This window comes from Oscillibacter sp. PEA192 (assembly GCF_003574015.1).
GTDB classification, from domain to species: Bacteria; Bacillota; Clostridia; order Oscillospirales; family Oscillospiraceae; genus Oscillibacter; species Oscillibacter welbionis.
The window spans coordinates 3,086,535-3,104,653 of record NZ_AP018532.1 but is presented as its reverse complement, the minus strand read 5'-3'; the positions used below and the strand labels follow the sequence as shown (position 1 = coordinate 3,104,653).

The 18,119-nt window shown below is 63.1% G+C and carries 19 protein-coding genes; 6 read left to right on the top strand and 13 right to left on the bottom strand.

The genetic code is table 11. The features are described from left to right. Position 1: 1 nt before the first annotated feature. The 10 genes from DN611_RS15410 to ftsH form a co-directional block, all read right to left on the bottom strand. Positions 2–1,537, bottom strand: coding sequence for a DUF4153 domain-containing protein (locus DN611_RS15410; protein ID WP_119311785.1), 1,536 nt, complete (start codon positions 1,535–1,537; stop codon positions 2–4). A 53-nt stretch (positions 1,538–1,590) separates the two neighbouring features. Then, complete coding sequence (locus tag DN611_RS15405) at positions 1,591–1,908, bottom strand: hypothetical protein (RefSeq protein ID WP_025545056.1); 318 nt, start codon at positions 1,906–1,908, stop codon at positions 1,591–1,593. Further along, the gene (locus DN611_RS15400; protein ID WP_119311784.1) at positions 1,905–2,297 is read right to left on the bottom strand and encodes a hypothetical protein; all 393 of its coding nucleotides are present in this window, start codon (positions 2,295–2,297) and stop codon (positions 1,905–1,907) included. The genes DN611_RS15405 and DN611_RS15400 overlap by 4 nt, the downstream gene beginning before the upstream one ends. A gap of 397 nt (positions 2,298–2,694) precedes the next feature. Beyond that, a complete protein-coding gene (locus DN611_RS15395; protein ID WP_021747930.1) occupies positions 2,695–2,913 on the bottom strand; it encodes a helix-turn-helix domain-containing protein in 219 nt (72 codons plus the stop codon). A gap of 9 nt (positions 2,914–2,922) precedes the next feature. Next, positions 2,923–3,495, bottom strand: coding sequence for a DUF2975 domain-containing protein (locus DN611_RS15390; RefSeq protein WP_119311783.1), 573 nt, complete (start codon positions 3,493–3,495; stop codon positions 2,923–2,925). A 15-nt stretch (positions 3,496–3,510) separates the two neighbouring features. Beyond that, positions 3,511–4,095 (bottom strand): DUF2975 domain-containing protein, encoded by a 585-nt coding sequence (locus DN611_RS15385; protein ID WP_119311782.1) that lies wholly within the window; start codon positions 4,093–4,095, stop codon positions 3,511–3,513. Positions 4,096–4,109: 14 nt separating this feature from the next. Continuing rightward, positions 4,110–4,418 (bottom strand): hypothetical protein, encoded by a 309-nt coding sequence (locus tag DN611_RS15380; protein ID WP_119311781.1) that lies wholly within the window; start codon positions 4,416–4,418, stop codon positions 4,110–4,112. Between the two features lie 344 nt (positions 4,419–4,762). Continuing rightward, positions 4,763–6,019, bottom strand: coding sequence for a helix-turn-helix domain-containing protein (locus tag DN611_RS15375; RefSeq protein WP_119311780.1), 1,257 nt, complete (start codon positions 6,017–6,019; stop codon positions 4,763–4,765). A 121-nt stretch (positions 6,020–6,140) separates the two neighbouring features. After that, positions 6,141–6,659 carry a GNAT family N-acetyltransferase gene (locus tag DN611_RS15370; protein ID WP_021749203.1) on the bottom strand — a complete coding sequence of 173 codons (519 nt, stop codon included), beginning with the start codon at positions 6,657–6,659 and terminating at the stop codon, positions 6,141–6,143. 82 nt (positions 6,660–6,741) lie between these two features. Then, on the bottom strand, positions 6,742–8,952 hold the full coding sequence (gene ftsH / locus DN611_RS15365; RefSeq protein WP_025545050.1) for an ATP-dependent zinc metalloprotease FtsH: 2,211 nt from the start codon (positions 8,950–8,952) through the stop codon (positions 6,742–6,744). A gap of 295 nt (positions 8,953–9,247) precedes the next feature. Between ftsH and rlmB the strand changes: the two genes are divergently transcribed. Together rlmB and DN611_RS15355 are read left to right on the top strand one after the other, a co-directional pair. Next, positions 9,248–10,018, top strand: a complete 771-nt coding sequence (gene rlmB / locus DN611_RS15360; RefSeq protein WP_021749201.1) for a 23S rRNA (guanosine(2251)-2'-O)-methyltransferase RlmB — start codon at positions 9,248–9,250, stop codon at positions 10,016–10,018. A 35-nt stretch (positions 10,019–10,053) separates the two neighbouring features. After that, entirely contained in the window at positions 10,054–12,201 is a 2,148-nt protein-coding gene (locus tag DN611_RS15355) for a hypothetical protein (RefSeq protein ID WP_021749200.1), read from the top strand. Between the two features lie 194 nt (positions 12,202–12,395). On the opposite strand, the gene DN611_RS15350 is transcribed toward DN611_RS15355, so the two are convergent. The 3 genes from DN611_RS15350 to DN611_RS15340 all read right to left on the bottom strand — a co-directional run bounded on the left by DN611_RS15350 (position 12,396) and on the right by DN611_RS15340 (position 14,709). Continuing rightward, complete coding sequence (locus tag DN611_RS15350; RefSeq protein ID WP_119311779.1) at positions 12,396–13,211, bottom strand: mechanosensitive ion channel family protein; 816 nt, start codon at positions 13,209–13,211, stop codon at positions 12,396–12,398. A gap of 91 nt (positions 13,212–13,302) precedes the next feature. Further along, a complete protein-coding gene (locus DN611_RS15345; protein ID WP_119311778.1) occupies positions 13,303–14,037 on the bottom strand; it encodes a hypothetical protein in 735 nt (244 codons plus the stop codon). A gap of 45 nt (positions 14,038–14,082) precedes the next feature. Next, positions 14,083–14,709 (bottom strand): RNA polymerase sigma factor, encoded by a 627-nt coding sequence (locus DN611_RS15340; protein WP_119311777.1) that lies wholly within the window; start codon positions 14,707–14,709, stop codon positions 14,083–14,085. Positions 14,710–14,871: 162 nt separating this feature from the next. Between DN611_RS15340 and DN611_RS15335 the strand changes: the two genes are divergently transcribed. The 4 genes from DN611_RS15335 (at position 14,872) to DN611_RS15320 (ending at position 18,026) form a co-directional block, all read left to right on the top strand. Beyond that, positions 14,872–15,171, top strand: a complete 300-nt coding sequence (locus DN611_RS15335) for a hypothetical protein (protein WP_021749194.1) — start codon at positions 14,872–14,874, stop codon at positions 15,169–15,171. Positions 15,172–15,264: 93 nt separating this feature from the next. Next, positions 15,265–15,849 (top strand): sugar O-acetyltransferase, encoded by a 585-nt coding sequence (locus DN611_RS15330; RefSeq protein WP_119311776.1) that lies wholly within the window; start codon positions 15,265–15,267, stop codon positions 15,847–15,849. Between the two features lie 154 nt (positions 15,850–16,003). Further along, complete coding sequence (locus tag DN611_RS15325) at positions 16,004–16,570, top strand: RNA polymerase sigma factor (protein ID WP_021751723.1); 567 nt, start codon at positions 16,004–16,006, stop codon at positions 16,568–16,570. Position 16,571: 1 nt separating this feature from the next. Continuing rightward, complete coding sequence (locus tag DN611_RS15320; protein WP_302201789.1) at positions 16,572–18,026, top strand: PepSY domain-containing protein; 1,455 nt, start codon at positions 16,572–16,574, stop codon at positions 18,024–18,026. Positions 18,027–18,119: the final 93 nt, after the last annotated feature.

Below are 18,119 nucleotides of genomic sequence, written 5' to 3'. Positions count from 1 at the left end.
CTTACGCGCCGCCCCGGCTGGCCAGCCAGGCCGAGAGGCTCCAGGTCCGCCAGTCGGCGCAGTCTGTTCGGGCCTCCTGCCGCCGCTGTTCCAATAGGATGGACAGGCGGGCCGTACCGATGGCGTCCCAGTCCCCATACGCTGTGCAGACCATGTCTCCGTCCAGCCGCTCCAGCTGGGACAGGGTGTCATAGGAGAGGTCATAGAGCAGGTACTCCGCGTCCAGCACCCCGCTCTCCCCGGAGAGGTAGCGGTCCACCTGATCCTTTGCCACCAGGTAGTCCACCGGCACGCAGTTGATGACCAGCCACCCCGCCAGGGCCAGGGGAAACACCACCCGACAGAACCGGAAGTCTGGCCGCCGCACCTTCCAGGCCGCAGCCAGCAGAAAGGCCGCCATCATCCCCATGCCCCAGTAGGTCATGCAGCGCTTGAAGGACAGGCCGTACACATCCACATACAGCGTCATCCGCCAGGCGGCAGAGAGGAGCAGGAGCAGGCTCTCCGCTGTCAGCAGGGCGGAGAGGAGGCGGACTGCCCGCCAAGCGCCGCCCTCCCGGCGGGACCACTGGACCGCAGCCAGCAGAAGCGTCAGGTTCACCACTGTCACCCCCACCATCTGGAAGAAACCGCTCCGGGCCCACTCGGCATAGGAAAGGCCCTTTTGGGCCAGGTACTCGGCTCCGCCGAAGAGTCCGGCGGATTGGACGCCCAGGAACAGCAGGTACAGCGCCGCCACCGCCGCCAGCACGATGGCGAAGCCCAGGCCGTCTACCCCGCCGCGGGCTGCGGCTCCGGTCCGTTTCAGGGGTGTGGGGCGGCGGAGACTGTACAGCAGACCGAAGAGGAAGGGGGTCATGACGCTGGCCAGCAGGGCCTTCCAGACCGCGTCCGTGAAGTGGAGGGAGACAAAGGCCCGCAGGTCCGCCGTGGCGGCGGCGAACAGCGCGTCGGCGGAGGCCAGAACGGGCACCAGTACCGCCAGCAGCGCCAGGGCGCCGGCCGCCCCCAGCAGCAGGGGCAGGACCCGCCGGGCGGCGCCGTCCTTTTTCTGAGGCCAGGCGGTGGCCAATGCTGCCCCCAGATGGCCGAAGAGGCCCCACAGCAGCAAACAGAGCCGCTCCCACAGCATGGAGGGGCGCCACCAGGGCAGAAACTGTCCGCCGGAGAGGCCGATGGCGTGGACAGGTAACAGGGCCAGCAGGGCCAGCAGATTCCACGCCCGGAAATACCAGTTGGACCCCAGGGCCAGCGTGGCGGCCAGGGCCAGATTCACCGCCAGCAGAACGCGGCTCTCCCAGGTGTTCAGCAGGGGGCGGCCCAGATAGAGCCCCAGCAGGCCGTACCAGACGCAGACGGAGGCGGTCAGTCCCGCGGTGGGGCCGCTCCAAAGCAGCGTGTTCACCAGCAGAAGACAGAAGCAGAAGGCCAGCGGCAGAAGCAGTCGCTCTCGGGAGGAGATCACATAAATTTTCACCGCATTTTGCGTAAGCTTCGCCGGCCCTCCCGCCGGCAGGGCTTTTTCATGTTCATTCATAATGGGTTCTCCTTTTTTGGGGCTGTCTCCACAGCAGGGACAGTCAATGCACGTTACGTTCGGTCTCTGGCGGCAAAGTGGTGGCTCACCACGGCCATGGTTTCAAAGATCAGCGTTATCACAAACAGGATCCGGCCGGCGATAGCTGCGCCGGAGGCCTGGACCAGGGCCGTTTCCAAATCACCCGCCACGGTCTCCAGCTGCACGGCGAAGAGCTGGGCCAGCAGGGCCAGGGCGCAGGCCATCCCGCCGCCGGCCAGCTTCCAGCCGGAGCGGTCCCTCTCAGGACGGAGAAAGGACCACACCGCCAGCACCCAGCCGGTAAAGCCCGTCAGCAGGCTGACCGCATTGCAGAATGGGGCATCAATCATGCGTCCACCTCCTTGCGGAAACCGGAGTTGTCCGGGGAACTGTCTTGCCTGGGCGGGACACACACCAGGGGCAGCAGAAGCAGGTAGAGGAAGAGTGGATACAGCCAGGTACGGCTGCCCAGCGTCGCCAGCAGGCCCGGCGCCGGGCCGGTCTCCACAGCGTCAAAGGTGAGATTGGTGAACTGGAACGAGAGCCGCAGCGCCGCAATATGCAGCAGCAGGACCAGCGAGGCGCTGCCCAGGCAGAAGAGCTTCACCCGCTGCCGCTCCCGCAGATTGAAGAGCAGGAAGAGCAGGTGAAAGGCCATCAGCAGGAACGTAAACCCCAAAACATAGTCAAAGGGGTTGCACAGCCTGCCGAACTCGGTAAACAGCGAAAGCTGAAACATCGCGAGAAACCTCCAACAGTAAAGATTCCAAAAGCGCAGCCTTTATCGCGTCAGCATCAGAAGGAGTATCCGAAACGGCGTTATGAGATACCGCAACGGCCCCGGCGGCCTTCCGGGGCAGATCGGCAGACTGACCGCCGCCGGATACAATCCGCAGAAGATGTCCCGCAGTACACTGGGTCCCATCTTCCGCGATCTGCCCGGCTCCAGAGGCGGATCCCCAGAGATACCAGGGGCAGAAGGACACAGGGATCCACCCCAGCAGGAGGACCAATACCACTCCCGGCCAGGCGGCGCTGAAGAACGTGGGCGGGAAGAGCTGCGCCGCCAGCAGGGAAAATGCGGGGACGGCAGATGCAGGCCCGCTTTTGGCGGGGCGGAGCCGTGCGCCTGGCGGTCATGGTTCCGCCTCTTCGTCCGGCACGAACTCCAGAATGTCTCCCGGCTGGCAGTCCAGGGCGGCGCAGATGGCCTCCAGCGTGGAGAAACGGACGGCCTTGGCCTTGTTGTTTTTCAGAATGGACAGGTTGGCCAGGGTGATATCCACTTTCTCCGATAGTTGGGAGAGGGACATTTTCCGCTTGGCCATCATCACGTCCAGGTTGACTACAATCATGCCGTCACCTCAAATCGTCAGGTCGTTTTCCGCCTTCATCTCCGCTGCCCGGTGAAACAGCCCGGCCATCACCAGGCACAGAAGGCCCGCCATGGTGAAGAGGGGGATGAACAAAGCGGTGTAGGACAGCAATGCGGCGGCGCCATCCCGGCAGAGGGTGAAGGCGGTCCGCCCCAGGGCGCCGGCGGCGATCACAAAGCAGCCTGCGGCGGCCCGCTGGAGATAGACGGCGTTCTTCGGGGAGAACGGCGTGCCGTCCGCCACAGAGGCCAGCAGACGGATGCCCTGGACCAGGATCACTGCGCCGCAGATGCCCGCCAAAAGCAGGAATAGAGCCAGGACCGCGGTCTCCGGGGACTTCCAGGCCTCTTTCAAAATAATTTCCAGCAAATTTCCCACCCCGTCGTCAAAGTCGTAGGCGAAAACAGCCAGGAGGTGGTCGAAGCGCATGGACGCCGGATTCTGAAAGCGGAAGTAGGCCAGGGCCGGTGTCAGGGGAAGCAGCAGAATGTCGCAAAAGATGAGGAAACCGCAGAGAAAAATCAACACATCCGCGATTTTTTGGGCAGCAGTACGAACCATGGCGTGGGCCTCCTCCTAAATGGTCAGGTCGTTTTCCGCTTTCATCTCCGTCGCCTGGCGGAACAGGGCGGACATCACCAGGCACAGCAGGCCGAACATGGTGAAGATCGGCACAAAGAGCGCGTTGTAGGTGGCCAGGGGGCGGAGGGACTGGTAAAACCACAGCCCCCAGATCGTCCGGAGCAGTGCCGCTCCCGCGATGCAGAAGGAACATACAGCCGCCCGTCGGAGGCTGACGGCATTCTGCGTGGAAAACGGCGCACCCTGGAGGATGGTGCCCAGCACCCGGAGCCCCTGGAGGAGAATCAGCGCGGTGCAGATGCCGCAGATCACCAAGAACAGGGCGATTAGGGCGTTGGCGCCCTCGCCCCATATCCAGACCCAGGAGAGAAAAATCGCGGATACGCCTGCGGCGGTCACATCGTCCGCCTCCGGGTGGAACAGGTCATGCAGAAAGGTGCCGGCGCCGCCGAAGAGGTTTTCCGCGTTGACCATGACGGAGGCGGGAACCAGCAGCAGAGCCAGGACGTTGAGCAGTAGGGCGAAGATCAGCAGTACCCGGAGCACCCGGGCGAGTATTTGCACAGTACTGTTGGACATGGTCGCTTTCCTCCTTATGCGTGAGAATGGGCCCGGCTGGCCGGACGGGGACGCAGCAGGCACAAGGCCCAGATGCCGCAGAACTGCAGGAGAAGCGCCAGCAGGATCTGGAGCGCGGAACCCTCTGTCCAGAGCCACACCCAGCACCAGGCACAGAAAATCAGGAACCGAAGCAGCCCCTTCCAGAAGGGCACATAGTTCTCCACCGCGCCTGTCAGCTCCGGCAGCCATTCGCTGCCTGTCAGCACCAGACTGGGAACGCAGAACAGGGCCGCCAGAAGCAGCAGCGCCAGCAGAACACGCCAGAGACGGCTGGACGGCATAGGAATTCCCCCCTTTTTCCGTATCGTACCACGTGTAGTTATTGTTTGTCAATTATTTTTTATTGTTTTTCGATAAAAATGAAAAAGCAATAATCGGGCAGGGACAGCAGAAAAACGGCGCCGGGGCGGTCCTTTCGGACCGCCCCGGCGTCTGTATGATATAGAGAAAGGAGAGGGAAAATGATGTGTGTCACAAGCTTCCTGCTTGTTGTGCTCATCATACTGCCCCCAGCCGGGAAAGTCAACAGCCTGGGGGAAAGCTTCATACTTTGTTTACAGACTGGTCAAAAACGGATGATTTCATTCACAAAATGTTCAAAATCCGGAAACAATTTGCGCGGCGGTCATCCGCCGTACTGCCAGTGGGCGGGATCGGGATCTGTCTCACTGCTGTCTGGCCAAGTCAGCGCATCTCCGCTCTCATCGAGAATGTAGGGCACATCCTGGGAGACCGTGACCCGTCCATAGATATCCGTCACCACGGCAGCCACCTGTACCGTATCCGCAGGCGTGAGGGAGAGGCGCAGCTCCGGCAGCTGGTAAAAATCAAATTCTTCAAAGCCGTGGAAGCTGTCAGGCTTTTCACAGGGCTCTGCCCAGGCTGCCAGTTTCTGATTTTTGAACAGGCCCACCCGGATATTTGCCACGGCCGCGGTGAGAGACGCATCAGCCGGTGTCACCTCACGGATATAAACATAGCGCTCGTGGCTGGACGCATTCAGGACCAGCGTGCTGTCCTCCAGATCCATCCACATGAGATCGCTGTTGACCTCCACTTGCGGCAGAGAGGCGCTGTACAGCCCCTCAAACTGGTCCAACAGCTGGGTCTGGCGGGTGCCGTCCGGCGGGACCAGCAGCGCCGAGAGGGTGATATGGTCCGTCAAGGGGATGGAGAGTGTGGCGGAGAACCGTTGGTTGGGGCCCTCTTCTCCCACACTGCCCAGCCGGTCGCTGGCAGTCTCGCCGTTTTCCGCCAGGAACTCCACAGCCATTCCCTCCACATAGGTCTTGGGGACAGCATAGGCGGAGAAGGTGACGGTGTTGGCGGCAAGGTCCACGGCTTCCAGCTCCACACCGCAGTCCGCCACCAGGCTGTTCTGGGCCTTCAAGATCTCCTCCACCCGGTTGGAGAGGGAGCCGATCTGGCCGTACACACTGGACTCCACCCGGTAGAGGCTGTTCTGCAGATTTACATACTGGCCGTTCATTCGGTCCAGACGGTCGAAGAGGTGGAACAGCACCAGGCACAGCGCCGCTGCCGCCAACACCCAAGGCCAGCGGCGGCGCTTCCGGGGCGACGGCTGGGCGGCAATGTAGCGGCCTGCGATCTCCTCCACCATCTTCAGCTGGGCCTCTGTCAGCCCGCCGCCTGTTTCAGCAGGAGCGGCATCCGCCTCCGGCGGTTCCTCCACGCCCAGCAGCCATCCCACAGAGACGCCGAACAGGCGGCTGAGGGCGATCAGCTTGTCGACCTCCGGCAGGGCGGAGTCTGCCTCCCATTTGTAGATGGACTGGCGGGAGACGCCCAGCTTGCTCCCCAGAGCCTCCTGGGACAGCCCCAGCTCCTTCCGCTTCTGCGCGATGCGCTGCCCAATGGTCACATCCCTCGCCTCCTTTCGCCGTCAGACTAGCAGACAGCCTGCCCCCAGGCCACCAACTGGGGAGTGGAAATCTGTCAACCCACGGTTAGCAGAGGAGAAAAGCCCTTGCGTCTCAATGGATTCAGAGGGCCTTTTCGTAGCAGTTGAGATTCTCCCGCACAAAGCCCATGAAGAAGAACTCCGCCGTTCCGGCGTAGCGGTAGCCCAGGGAGGGGTACAGGCGGTTGGCGGGCAGGTTCCCCTCCCAGGTGTCCAGCCGGATGACGGTACGGCCCTGGCGGCGAGCCTCCGCCTCACAGAAGGCCACCATCTGTCGGGCATATCCCCGGCCGGAGCAGGAGGGACGGATGCACAGGGTATGGATCACCCCTACCTCCTCCGCAGCGGCGGGGATGGTCCAAGGGATGGCGCCGTACTCCGGCAGCTGGACGCTGTTCAGGTTCACCACGCCCCAGAGGACGCCGTTCTCCTCGCCCACGTAGAAGGTGCCGGCCTCCAGGGCCTGGCGGGCGGTGTCGATGGTGGGGTATTTGCCCCGCTGCCAGTTGGTATAGACGGGGCCCTGTGCCTCTCGGTCCAGGATCTCCTCATAGATATCTGCGGCCTGAGACAGGTCCGCGGGGGTGGCGAGTCGGATCATGGCGATTCTCCTTTTTGATGTAGTGGCGATGGGAAAAGCGAGGCGCGCTGGGGTCAGCGCGCCTCGCGGGGATGATCGGGGATCACGGGGTGTCCTTGGGCGGCTCAGACGGAGTGGAACCGCTCTCCTGGGGGGCGTCTCCGCCGGAAGGGGAGGGATCGGACACCGGGTTCTCCGGCTGTCCCTCCTGGGCGGGCTCCTCGGGGGATTCGATCTTCTGGGAGATCATGTGCACCTTCTTGGCAGGGGCCTCAATGGTCTCGGGAGAGGAGGGGCGGAACGCCTTGTCCTCTGCGCGGGTGGAGGCGTAGGGGTTCTCCACCAGCTCCGGGTCCCGGCCCTCGATGATAGCCACCATCTCTGCGCCGGTGATGGTCTCCTTCTCCAGCAGGTAGGCCACGACCTTGTCCATGTCCTCCCGGCTGGCCTTGATGACCTCCACGGCCTGCTGGTAGCACTGGTCCAGGATGTCCTTCACCGCCTGGTCCATCCGGGCGGCGGTATCCTGGGCGCAGTCCATGCCGTAGCCGCCGTCCAGGTATTGGTTCCGGCGGGAGGCCAGCGCCATCATGCCGAACTCGTCGCTCATGCCGAACATGGCCACCATGTTCCGGGCCACGTTGGTGGCGTCCTGAATATCCTGGCTGGCGCCGTTGGTCATGGTGTTCATCACCACTTCCTCGGCCGCCCGGCCGCCCATGGAGACCATGATCTTGGCCATCAGCTCGTCGCGGGTGCGCAGTTCGGTCTTGTCCTCCTCTGGCATCAGCAGGGTGTAGCCCAGAGAGCCCTGGGTGTGGGGGACGATGGTGATCTTCTGCACCGGCTCGGTGTTTTTCTGCTTGTAGGCCACCATGGCGTGACCGACCTCGTGGTAGGCCACCAGCTTTTTCTCAAACTCGGTGAGGACGCTGCCCTTCTTCTCCGTGCCGGCAATGACCAGCTCGAAGGCGGCCAGAAGATCCTCCTGGGTCACCAGCTTGCGGCCCTTCCGCACGGCCCGCAGGGCCGCTTCGTTCACCAGATTGGCAAGGTCCGCGCCCACGCAGCCCGCAGTGGCCAGGGCCACCTTTTTCAGATTCACGTCCTCCGCCAGCTTGATGTTGCGGGTGTGGACCTGCAGCGTGGCAATGCGTCCCGCCAGGTTGGGCCGGTCGATGGTGATGCGCCGGTCAAACCGGCCGGGCCGCAGCAGCGCCTGGTCCAGCACCTCAGGCCGGTTGGTGGCGGCCAGCAGAATGATGCCCTTGGTGGGGTCAAAGCCGTCCATCTCCGCCAGCAGCTGGTTCAATGTCTGCTCCCGCTCGTCGTTGCCGCCCATGCGGTTGTCCCGGGATTTGCCGATGGTGTCGATCTCGTCGATGAACACGATGCAGGGGGCCACCTTGGCCGCCTCCTTAAAGAGGTCCCGGACGCGGCTGGCGCCCACGCCCACGAACATCTCCACGAAGTCGGAGCCGGAGATGGAGAAAAACGGGACGTTGGCTTCGCCGGCCACAGCCTTGGCCAGCAGCGTCTTGCCGGTGCCCGGAGGGCCGACCAGCAGCGCGCCCTTGGGGAGCTTCGCGCCGATCTCCGTGTACTTCTGGGGGTTGTGCAGGAAGTCGATGATCTCTGTCAGGGACTCCTTGGCCTCGTCCTGGCCGGCCACATCCTTGAAGGTGACGCCGGTGGACTTCTCCATATACACCTTGGCGTTGGCCTTGCCCACGCCGCCGATGCCGCCCATTCCTCCCATGCCGCCCTTTTTCGCCATCCAACGCATGACCAGGGAGAACATCAGGAAGATCAGCACAAAGGGCAACACGTAGCTCACCAGCATGGCCAGCACCGGGTTCACCGGGGCCTGATACTCCTTGTCGACGCCCTCCACCCCATACTCGTTCAGGAAATCAATGACGGCGTCATTGGACTGGATCCGGACAGTGAACAGCTCCAGGTGGGCAGTCTGCTCCTGCCCGGCGGCGTCCATATAAGTGTAGCCGTCCTCCGTCTTGGTGTAGACGGTGCCGTCCTCAGCGGTGTAGGAATACCCCTCCTCAGGGGTTATCAGGAGGATATCCTCCGCGTTGTCGAATTCCACCCGGGCCACCTGGCCGCTCTCCACCATCTCCTGGAACTCTCCGTATTCCACGTTGATGGAGGAGGCCTGGCGGCCAGTGCTGCCGATGACGCTGCTGGCATAGCTGAAGATGATCGTCAGCAGAAGGGCCCAGCCCACCAGAGAGGCCACGCCCCGCCAGTTGCCGCCGGGCTTGTTGTTTTTGTTGTTCTTATTGTCGTTTGGGTTCATGTATGGAACTCCTTTCAGGGGAAAACCTGTCAATACCCGGAGGATAAACGGGACCGCCCCGGTCCCGCCTGTGCCGGAGACGGGGGTGCGGTCCGCTGCCCGGGGGCGTCCAGCCCTGTTTTCAGACAGTGCCGAAGCCTTAAAATGATTTATAAAGTATATCACAGAAGCCGCAGGCCTACAAGGACAAGGAACCGGTTTTCTATAAATTTTCTGTGAATTCCACTTTCCAGACTCCCGCCCCTATGCTATACTACCTCTTGAATGCGAAAATACTCAGATTGAGGGAGAAGTTATGGAAGAACGGAGAAAGCAGGACCTGACTGCCGAGGCCGACGGCATCATCGAGGGGCGCAACGCCGTCATTGAGGCCCTGCGGGCAGGGGAGACGATTGACAAAATTTACCTCCAGAAGGGAGAGACGGACAAGACCCTGGGACATATTGCCTCCAAAGCCCGGGCGGCGGGCGTGGTGGTGGTGGAGGCGGACCGGCGGAAGCTGGACGCCATGAGCCGCACCCATGCCCACCAGGGCGTCATCGCCCTGGCGGCGGTCCGGGAGTACGTCAGTGTGGAGAGCATCCTTCAGGCCGCCCGGGACAAGGGCGAGGCCCCCCTGCTGGTGGTGTGCGACGAGATCTCCGACCCCCACAACCTGGGGGCCATCATCCGGACCGCTGAGTGCGCCGGGGCTCACGGCGTGGTGATCCCCAAGCGCCGCAGCGCGGGCCTCACCGCCGTGGTGGCCAAGACCTCCGCCGGAGCGGTGGCCCACGTGCCGGTGGCCCGGGTGCCCAACATCCCCGCTCTGCTGAAGGATCTGAAAAAACAGGGGGTGTGGGTCTTCGGCACGGCGGCGGACGGCACCACGGCCCTGTACGACGCGGATCTGAAGGGACCCGCCGCCATCGTCATCGGCAGCGAGGGGGACGGCATGACCCGTCTGGCCGCCGAGAACTGCGACTTTTTGGTGAGTATCCCCATGCGGGGGAAGCTGAATTCCCTGAATGCCTCCGCCGCCGCGGCGATCCTGCTGTATGAGGCGGTGCGCCAGCGGATGGCCTGAAGGGCCGGGGACACAGCGGAGAGGAAAGGGGCAGCATGGCTTCCAAAGACGAGAGAGAGTTTGATAGCGGTCTGACCGGGGGCACGGATGTCCCGGCGTTGGAGGAGGACTTCTCCCTGGAGGAGATCCTGGCGGAATACGGCGCAGGCCGGGAGCAGCGGCTTATGGAGGCCGTGGAGCAGGAGGCCCGCCGGGAGACGGAGCCGGCCGCCCCTCCGGCGGAGGGCGGCGCGAAGAAGCCGCCTCTGCAAACGGAGGCGCGGCCGCGTCCCGCCCCCCAGGTGACGGAAAAAACAGCTCCGCCCCAAAAGCCGCCCGCCCAGCCGGAGGACCTGCTGGAGGAGCTGCGGCAGGATCTGCCGCCCTCTCCCCACCCCATCACGCTGGAGGATGTGGTGGGCAGCACCGTGGACGCGGTGATGGAAGAGGAGGCTCAGGAGCCCCTGCTGCGGCCCCGGCGGGGCCTGTTCTCCCGGAAGCGCCTGATGGAGACGGAGGAGCTCTACGCCCCGCCGGAACCGGAGGAGGCGCCGGAGGAGATCCCGGAGATCGACACCATCGGTCCGGAGCCGGAGCTGGCTGAGGCGGCGGCGGACTACCGGGCGGAGGCCAAGCGGCGCAAGCACCCTATCCTGGCAGCGGTACTGATCTCGCTGCTGCCGGTGATCCCTATGGGGATCGAGGCCTACGGCTATGAGATCCGCTACTGGACCGGCGACGCAGCCGTCCAGAGCGGTGTGCTGCTGGCGTGCCTTGCGGCGGTGGCCGTCCTGGCCCGGCAGGTATTCGCCAAGGCGTTCGGCTCGCTGCTGCAGAAGCGATGCACCAGCGAGCTGCTGGCGGTGGTCTCCGCCGTGGTGATGGCGGCGGACTGTGTGGCCCGGCTGGTGCTGCCGGAGCGGAGCGCCGTCCCCTGCTATGCCCCGGTGGGGTGCCTCGCCCTGGTGTTTGCCATGTGGGGCGGAGCCCGGGAGAGCCGGGGACTGTGGGACACCTTCCGCATGGCCGCCACGGATGACGAGCCGCCTTATCTGGTGACGGAGACGGAGAAGGGGGCCTGCAAGCAGGCGGGTTCCGTCCCCGGCTTCTACACCACCGCCCTGCGGGAGAATACCGCCGCCGTGTGGCAGAACGCGCTGATGCCGGTGGTGCTGATGGCCTCCATCGTGTTTGCCGGGCTCAGCTCCCTGGGCCAGGAACGGGGGGACGACTTTTTGCTGAACTGGTCTGCCATCCTGGGGGCAGGCACCACCTTTGCCCTGCCTCTGTGCTGGGGGATGCCATTCTCCCGGCTGGCCCGGCACTTTCACAAGGCGGGGTGCGCCGTGGCGGGCTGGTGCGGTGCGGAGAAGATCAGCCGCAGGCGGGCCATGATCCTGACGGACGGAGACCTGTTCCCGCCGGGTACGATCCAGCTCAACGGCGTAAAGGTGTTCGGGGAGGACCTGTCCCGGGTTTCCTCCTATGCCGCCTCTATGGCCCGGGCGGCGGACTGCGGCCTTCAGCGGTTGTTTGACGGCCTGCTCCGCAGCGAGGGCGGCCATTATGAGAAAGTGGACGATTTCAGCTTTTATGAGGAGGGCGGCTACTCCGCCACCATCCGGGGGGAGTCGGTATTGCTGGGCACGGCCTCCTTCATGCGGAAGATGGAGGTGCGCCTGCCCGGCGGCATCAACCTGCGGACCGGCATCTTCCTGGCCATGGACCGGCAGCTGGCGGCAGTGTTTGCCGTGAAGTACCAGCCCTCGGAGAACGTGGATTTCGCCCTGCGGATGATGCGCCGCAGCCGCATCACGCCGATCCTGGCGTCCCGGGATCCCAACATCACCCCGGCCCTGCTGAAGCGGAAGTTTCACAAGGGCGTGAAGGTGGAGTTCCCCAGTCTGACGGACCGGGTGGCTTTCAGTGAGGCGGAGCTGGACCGGGGGATGCCCCGGGCCCTGCTGTTTCGGGAAGGACTGCTGCCCTATGCGGAAGCGGTGGTAGGCAGCCGCCGCCTGTGCAAGGCTGTGCGCCGGGCCACGGCGCTGTCCGTGCTGGGCAGCGTGGCCGGGACGCTGCTGTCCTTTTATATGGTGTTCCAAGGCGCCTATAATCTGCTGACGCCTCTGGCCCTGCTGGTGTTCCTGCTGCTGTGGGCGCTGCCGGTGTTGCTGCTGGCGGACTGGGCGGGCAGGTATTGAGCGCCGGTCATCTCGTTCGCAGCGGGATAAGATGACGCTGCGGGCGGAAGTCAACCGCATGAGCGGGGAGACCCACCACATCCGTGTCCCATGCAGGGCATTCTGCGGCATTTACCCCAAAAGACGGCGCCCGGTCCGGGATTTCCCGGACCGGGCGTCGCTGTATACAGAGGCGCCTGGAGCGCCTCCCGCGGTCAGCTTTGGTTTTCTATGATGTGGACATTCAGGTGGTTGTAGGTCATCTCCACGCCGTACTCCCGGAAGGCGTCCCGCAGGTGCTCCCCCAGAGCCAGATACGCGCCCCACCAGTTCTCCGGCGTAGCCCAGCAGTAGACGGTGTACTCGATAGAGCTCTCCTTGTATGCGGTGAGGTAGACGGTGGGAGCCGGGTCCTCCAGCAGGTTTTCCGTCTGCTCCAGAGCGCGCCGGCAGGCGGCCTTCACCGTCTCCGTGGGGGCGTCGTAGGAGGCGGCCACCCGCTGCACCACCCGCCGCCGCCCCAATACGGTGTAGTTGGTCATCTGGGAGGAGGCCAGCTCCTTGTTGGGGAGCATCACCAAATGCCCATCCGGGGTCACCAGCTTGGTGTGGTTCAGACTGATCTCATGGACCGTGCCGGCCACGCCGCCGACCTCTACATAGTCCCCGATGGAGAAGGGGTGGGCGGAGAGGATCACCAGCCCGCCGGCCACATTGCCCAGGATGTCCTCCGCCGCCAGGGTGACGCCCAGGGACCCCACGGACAGCAGCGCCACCAGGGAGGTCATGGGAATATTCAGGCTCTCCGCCACGATCAGCACCGTGACGATATAGAGGATCAGCTTCACCCCGGCCAGCAGGTATTTCTGGATGCGCTCGTCCAGCTTCGTCCTGGCCAGCAGCCGCCGCAGCAGCTTGCCCAGCAGGTGGACGGCCACCAGGCAGATCAGCAGCGTGGCAGCGGCGGAGAGGACCGCCCGGAAGGAGAACTTGGCCAGCGTGTCTGTGAACAGGGAAGTGAGGTCCGACATACGCGGCGCCCCCTTTGTATCAGGATAGCAAAAGCATACCGGAAAGCAGCGGAAAAGTCAACGCCGCCGGGGCGCGGCTCCCGGACCCGCTTCAGTCTTTTTCATCTGCAGAAAGGGCGATTTGGCAGCGGGGCAGGATTGCATGCTCAAATGTATACAGTGTCTCCGCCGCAATGGTGCGCACAACGGCTGCCAGTACCTGGTCGATTTCGGCGGTATATATCCGCGTCTGCCCGTCCGGCAGCGGGGCGGCAATCTGCAGGGAATTTGCCGCTCTCCGGCGTAACAAAGCCGCCTTTTCGTCCATGCCGGGCTGGACATGGGCGCCACCCTCCTGGTTTGCCAGCAGACACACTACGCCCTTACGGCTCAAAAAGTGCTGCCGGTCAATCAAGAGAATGTCAATCCCATCCCACCAGGTCTTGAATGCCCGTTTGGCATATCGCTTTCCGGGTTCCAGGGACAGGGGCTGCACCGTCAGAACCGGAGGGACTTCTGGCTGGTGAATCATCTGGTACTGAATGAGCGGGGAGCGAACAAAATCGGTCCTCCCTTTATTGGGCAGCTCGCCCCGCACGGTGCTCAGACTGAGAAAATCCGGACAGCTGAATGCAAAACGCTTTGTAATTTGGGCCAGCAGGGAATCAGAATATTTTGTCTGGTGAAGCAGAAGCCGGAGCTTGGTCGCAATCTGCGCACCGTAAGACCAGTCTCCTGCATCGTAATGGAGGCATTCCTGCCTTAAAAATTTTAACTGGACGAGCAGATCGCTGAGCAATTCTGTCGGCGTCCGATCAACTTGATACGCTTTTTTATCGTTGTGCATATTTGGTGCACTCCTTTCGGCATGAATAGTTGGGATTCCTGCACTTTAAAACTCTACTTTCTCCGTGCAATAGCGCAGGAAGCGCGTCCGGACCACATTGCACGCGGCTTCATATCGCGTTTTTACCTCACGCTGTGTCAGATTTAATTCCTGCGCAATGGCCCGCAGCGACAGCTTTTCCAAAATCCGAGCCTCCAGAATCCGCTGGCTTGTTTCAGAGATGTCGGAGATGGCTTTCCAGAGACAATAGTACCGCTCTAGACGAATCAGGATCCACAGGGGATCCCAATCCCGCATCCGTCCGGTGGAGACTTCATAGAGCTGCCGGCGATACCGTAGGCCGGTCAACACCTGCCGACAGCGGGTGCGGGTAATGTTTTTGCTGTACCCGCCTACCCAGCCGGAGAACTGGCTGAGCCCCTGATATCGGTCCAGCTGTTCATAACAGAGGGCAAACGCCTCATCGGCAATCTCACAGTAATCATCAGGTCCCAGCACGCGGCAAAAATCCATCCCGTACGCGCACTGGTATACAATTTCATAGGCACTCTCATAAAGCGCCTTCCAAAGTTCGGGATCGCCGCTTTTCAGAAATTCCTGAACCTGTTGATAGTCTTGCTCCCGCCGACTGGTTCGATAGGGCTGATATTTCCAAATTTTTTTATATTTCATCAAATTCACCTCCTTTCTGCCTCTCACAGTGGCGGCTTTAGGCGATCCTGTCAAGAAAAAATTTCGCCCGCCATGCAATAAAAGCCGTTGTCTGCGCGTTATCAGGGCAGAAGACACAAACAGGAACCATGAATCCGAAACAACAAGCAGGAGGAGCTTTTTATGAAAAACATGTCTGTGAAGAAGATCGTCGCTATGATCGTGGGTGCAGCTGCGGTACTGGCCGTCGCGGCCGTGGCCGCCGTGCTGGCGCTGCGGGTGGACAGTGCGGAGGCTCAACAGATCGCGCTGGATACCGTCGGCGGCGGGGAGATCGTCTCACAGGAGGTCAGCAGTGAGGGCCTTTGGAATGAGTACAGCTACGAAATCATCAACGGGGACACGTGGTACGACATCGAAATCAGCGGCTTCGGCTCCGTCACAGAGCTGGAGAGCGTCAGCAGCCAGTATCCCCGGGGCTGAACCGACGGCGGCTCTTGCACCCGGAGGGCGCCTTCTGTATAATGGCAGAGTGAATTGCGGCCCTGGGGCCGCCTGTACAGGAGGAATCACCCTATGACGGAAAAGGAGAAGATGCTGCGGGGAATGCTGTACGCACCCGCCCATGATGAGACCCTGCTGGCGGAGCTGGCTGCCTGCAAGGCTCAGTGCCAGCAGTTCAATCAGCGGGCCTATCAGGCGGAGGGCATCGAATCCGCCCAGATGCTGCTGCGCCGGCTGCTGGGCGCCGCTGGGGAAGGACTGCGGATTGAGCCGCCCTTCTGGTGCGACTACGGCTGGAATATCAGTGTGGGCCGGAACTTCTACATGAACCACGGCGGCGTCATTCTGGACGCCGGCGGCGTGACCTTTGGAGACAACGTGCTGGTCGGCCCCCAGTGTGGATTCTACACCTCCGGCCACCCCTTGGACGCGGCAAAGCGGGCCCAGGGGCTGGAGTACGCCTATCCCATCCGTGTGGGCAGCGGCGTCTGGATCGGCGGCGGCGTCCGCGTGATGCCCGGCGTCTCCATCGGAGACGGGGCGGTCATCGCCTCCGGCAGCGTGGTGACGAAGGACATCCCTGCCGGAGTCCTGGCTGCGGGCGTCCCCTGCCGCCCCATCCGCCCCATCACGGCGGCGGACCGGATGCTGCCCTGATCCGGCGGAGCAGCTGCCCTTCCGGAAAATTTCGGCCCGGGGTTGGAAACCTCTGCAGGATGTGCTATCATGGGGGCGCGGCCGGTGATGCTTCGGCCGCAGTGCAATCAAACGCGCCGCCGGCGCGTTGTCTGTGTGAACAGGAGGAAGCCCCATGATATTCTGCATGACCGTGGCAGAGCCGGACCCAGACGCGGATGCCGCCCTGGAGGACTGTATCGCCCGCATCGCCGGGGGAGACAAGGACGCTCTGGCGGATTTGTACAACCGCACCCGTCCTGCCGTCTACGGCTTTGCCCTGTCAATCGTCAAAAACGCCCACGACGCAGAGGATATTCTCCACGACGCCTGTTTGCAGGTGTGGAACGCTGCCGGCGGATACCGCAGGCAGGGCAAGCCTATGGCCTGGGTGCTGACCATCACCCGGAATCTGGCCATCAGCCGCCTGCGGGAGCACGGGCGGACGGAACCCCTGGTTCAGGAGGACTGGCAGGACCGTCTGGCGGACAATCCCGCCGTGACCCATGAGGACCGGATGATGCTGGAGGCCGTGCTCTCCGCCCTGAGCGACGAAGAGCGGCAGATCGTCACCCTCCACGCGCTGACAGGCCTGCGGCACCGGGAGATCGCCGCTCTGCTGGGCCTGCCGCTCCCCACGGTTCTCTCCAAATACAGCCGGGCTTTGAAAAAGCTCCAACTCGCATGGAAGGAGGCAGACTGACTTGGACGAACGTGAACTGGAACAGCGCCTGCGGACCGCCGTGGAGCACGCCGCTCCTGATCCGCTGGACCGCATCCTGGCCGCCTGCGGCCCGCAAGCGGGAACTGTCCTCCCTTTTGAGGCTCCGAAAAAGAAGCGCCGCTGGGCGCCCCTGGCAGTGGCTGCCGCCCTGGTGGTCATGTGCTGTGGTGCTTTCGGCATCAGCAGCTGGCGGGGAGCCAACGCCGTGGACTCCGTGGTGATGCTGGATGTGAACCCCAGCCTCTCCATGACCGTCAGCTCCAAGGAGCGGGTCCTCTCCGTCACCCCCTTCAACCAGGACGCAGAGGTTATCCTGGGCGACATGGATCTGACCGGCACGGACCTGGACGTGGCAGTGAACGCCCTCATCGGCTCCATGCTCCAAAACGGTTATCTCAGCGATATCCAGAACGCCATCCTGGTGTCCGTGGAGAACCAGGACGCCGCAAAATCCGCCCAGCTCCAGCAGCACCTGACGGATACCATCAACAGCGTCTTCCAGGGCGGTTCCCTGGAGGGGGCTGTCCTCAGCCAGACAGTGACGGAGAGCGCGGATCTGAATGCTCTGGCCCAGCAGTACGGCATCTCCGTAGGCAAGGCATCCCTGATCCAGGAGGTGATCGCTCAGGACAGCACACTGACCTTTGCGTCCCTGGCACCCCTGTCGGTGAATGAGATCGCCTTGATCGCCGAGTCCCGGCATCTGACCACCCAGGCCGTCACCCAGACGGGCACCGCCAGCACAAAGGCCTATATCACGGCAGAGGAGGCCAAAAATGCCGCCCTGGCTCATGCGGGCATCGCCGAGAGCAGCGTGGCCCAGCTGGAGATCGAGTTCGACAGCGAGGACGGCCTGATGGTCTACGAGGTGGAGTTCTATGCCGGCGGCACAGAGTATGATTACGACATCAACGCCCGCACCGGTGAGGTGGTGAATTTCTCCCGGGAGGGCGGCATCTCCGGCGGAACAACCGGCAGCTCCGGCTCCTACATCGGCGAGGCGGCCGCCACTGCCGCCGCCCTGACCCACGCAGGCGTCAGCGAAGCGGACACCATCTATCTCCGCTGCTGGGTGGAGCACGACGACGGTTGGGCGGAGTGCTATGAGGTGGAGTTCCTGGCGGGCACCACGGAGTATCAGTATGAGATCGACCTCTATACCGGCGCCGTGCTGAAAAGCGAGCGGGAGAGCCACAGTGTCCCAGCATCCGGCAGCTCCGGCCCCCACATTGGCGAGGCGGCTGCAAAATCCGCTGCCTTGACCCACGCCGGCGTCAGTGAGAGCGACGCCTCCCGCATCCAGGTGGAGTTGGACCGGGATGACGGCCGGACCTTGTATGAGGTGGAGTTCCATGTGGGCCGGACGGAGTACAGCTATGAGATCGACGCCTCCTCCGGCGCAATTGTCAAGGCAGAGCAGGAGCTGGACGACTGAACCCTGTCACATCAAAAAGCAGCGGCCGGCAGATGCCGGCCGCTGCTGCGAAAAACCACCGGCCGAAGCCGGTGGTTTTCTGTCTGTGTGGGG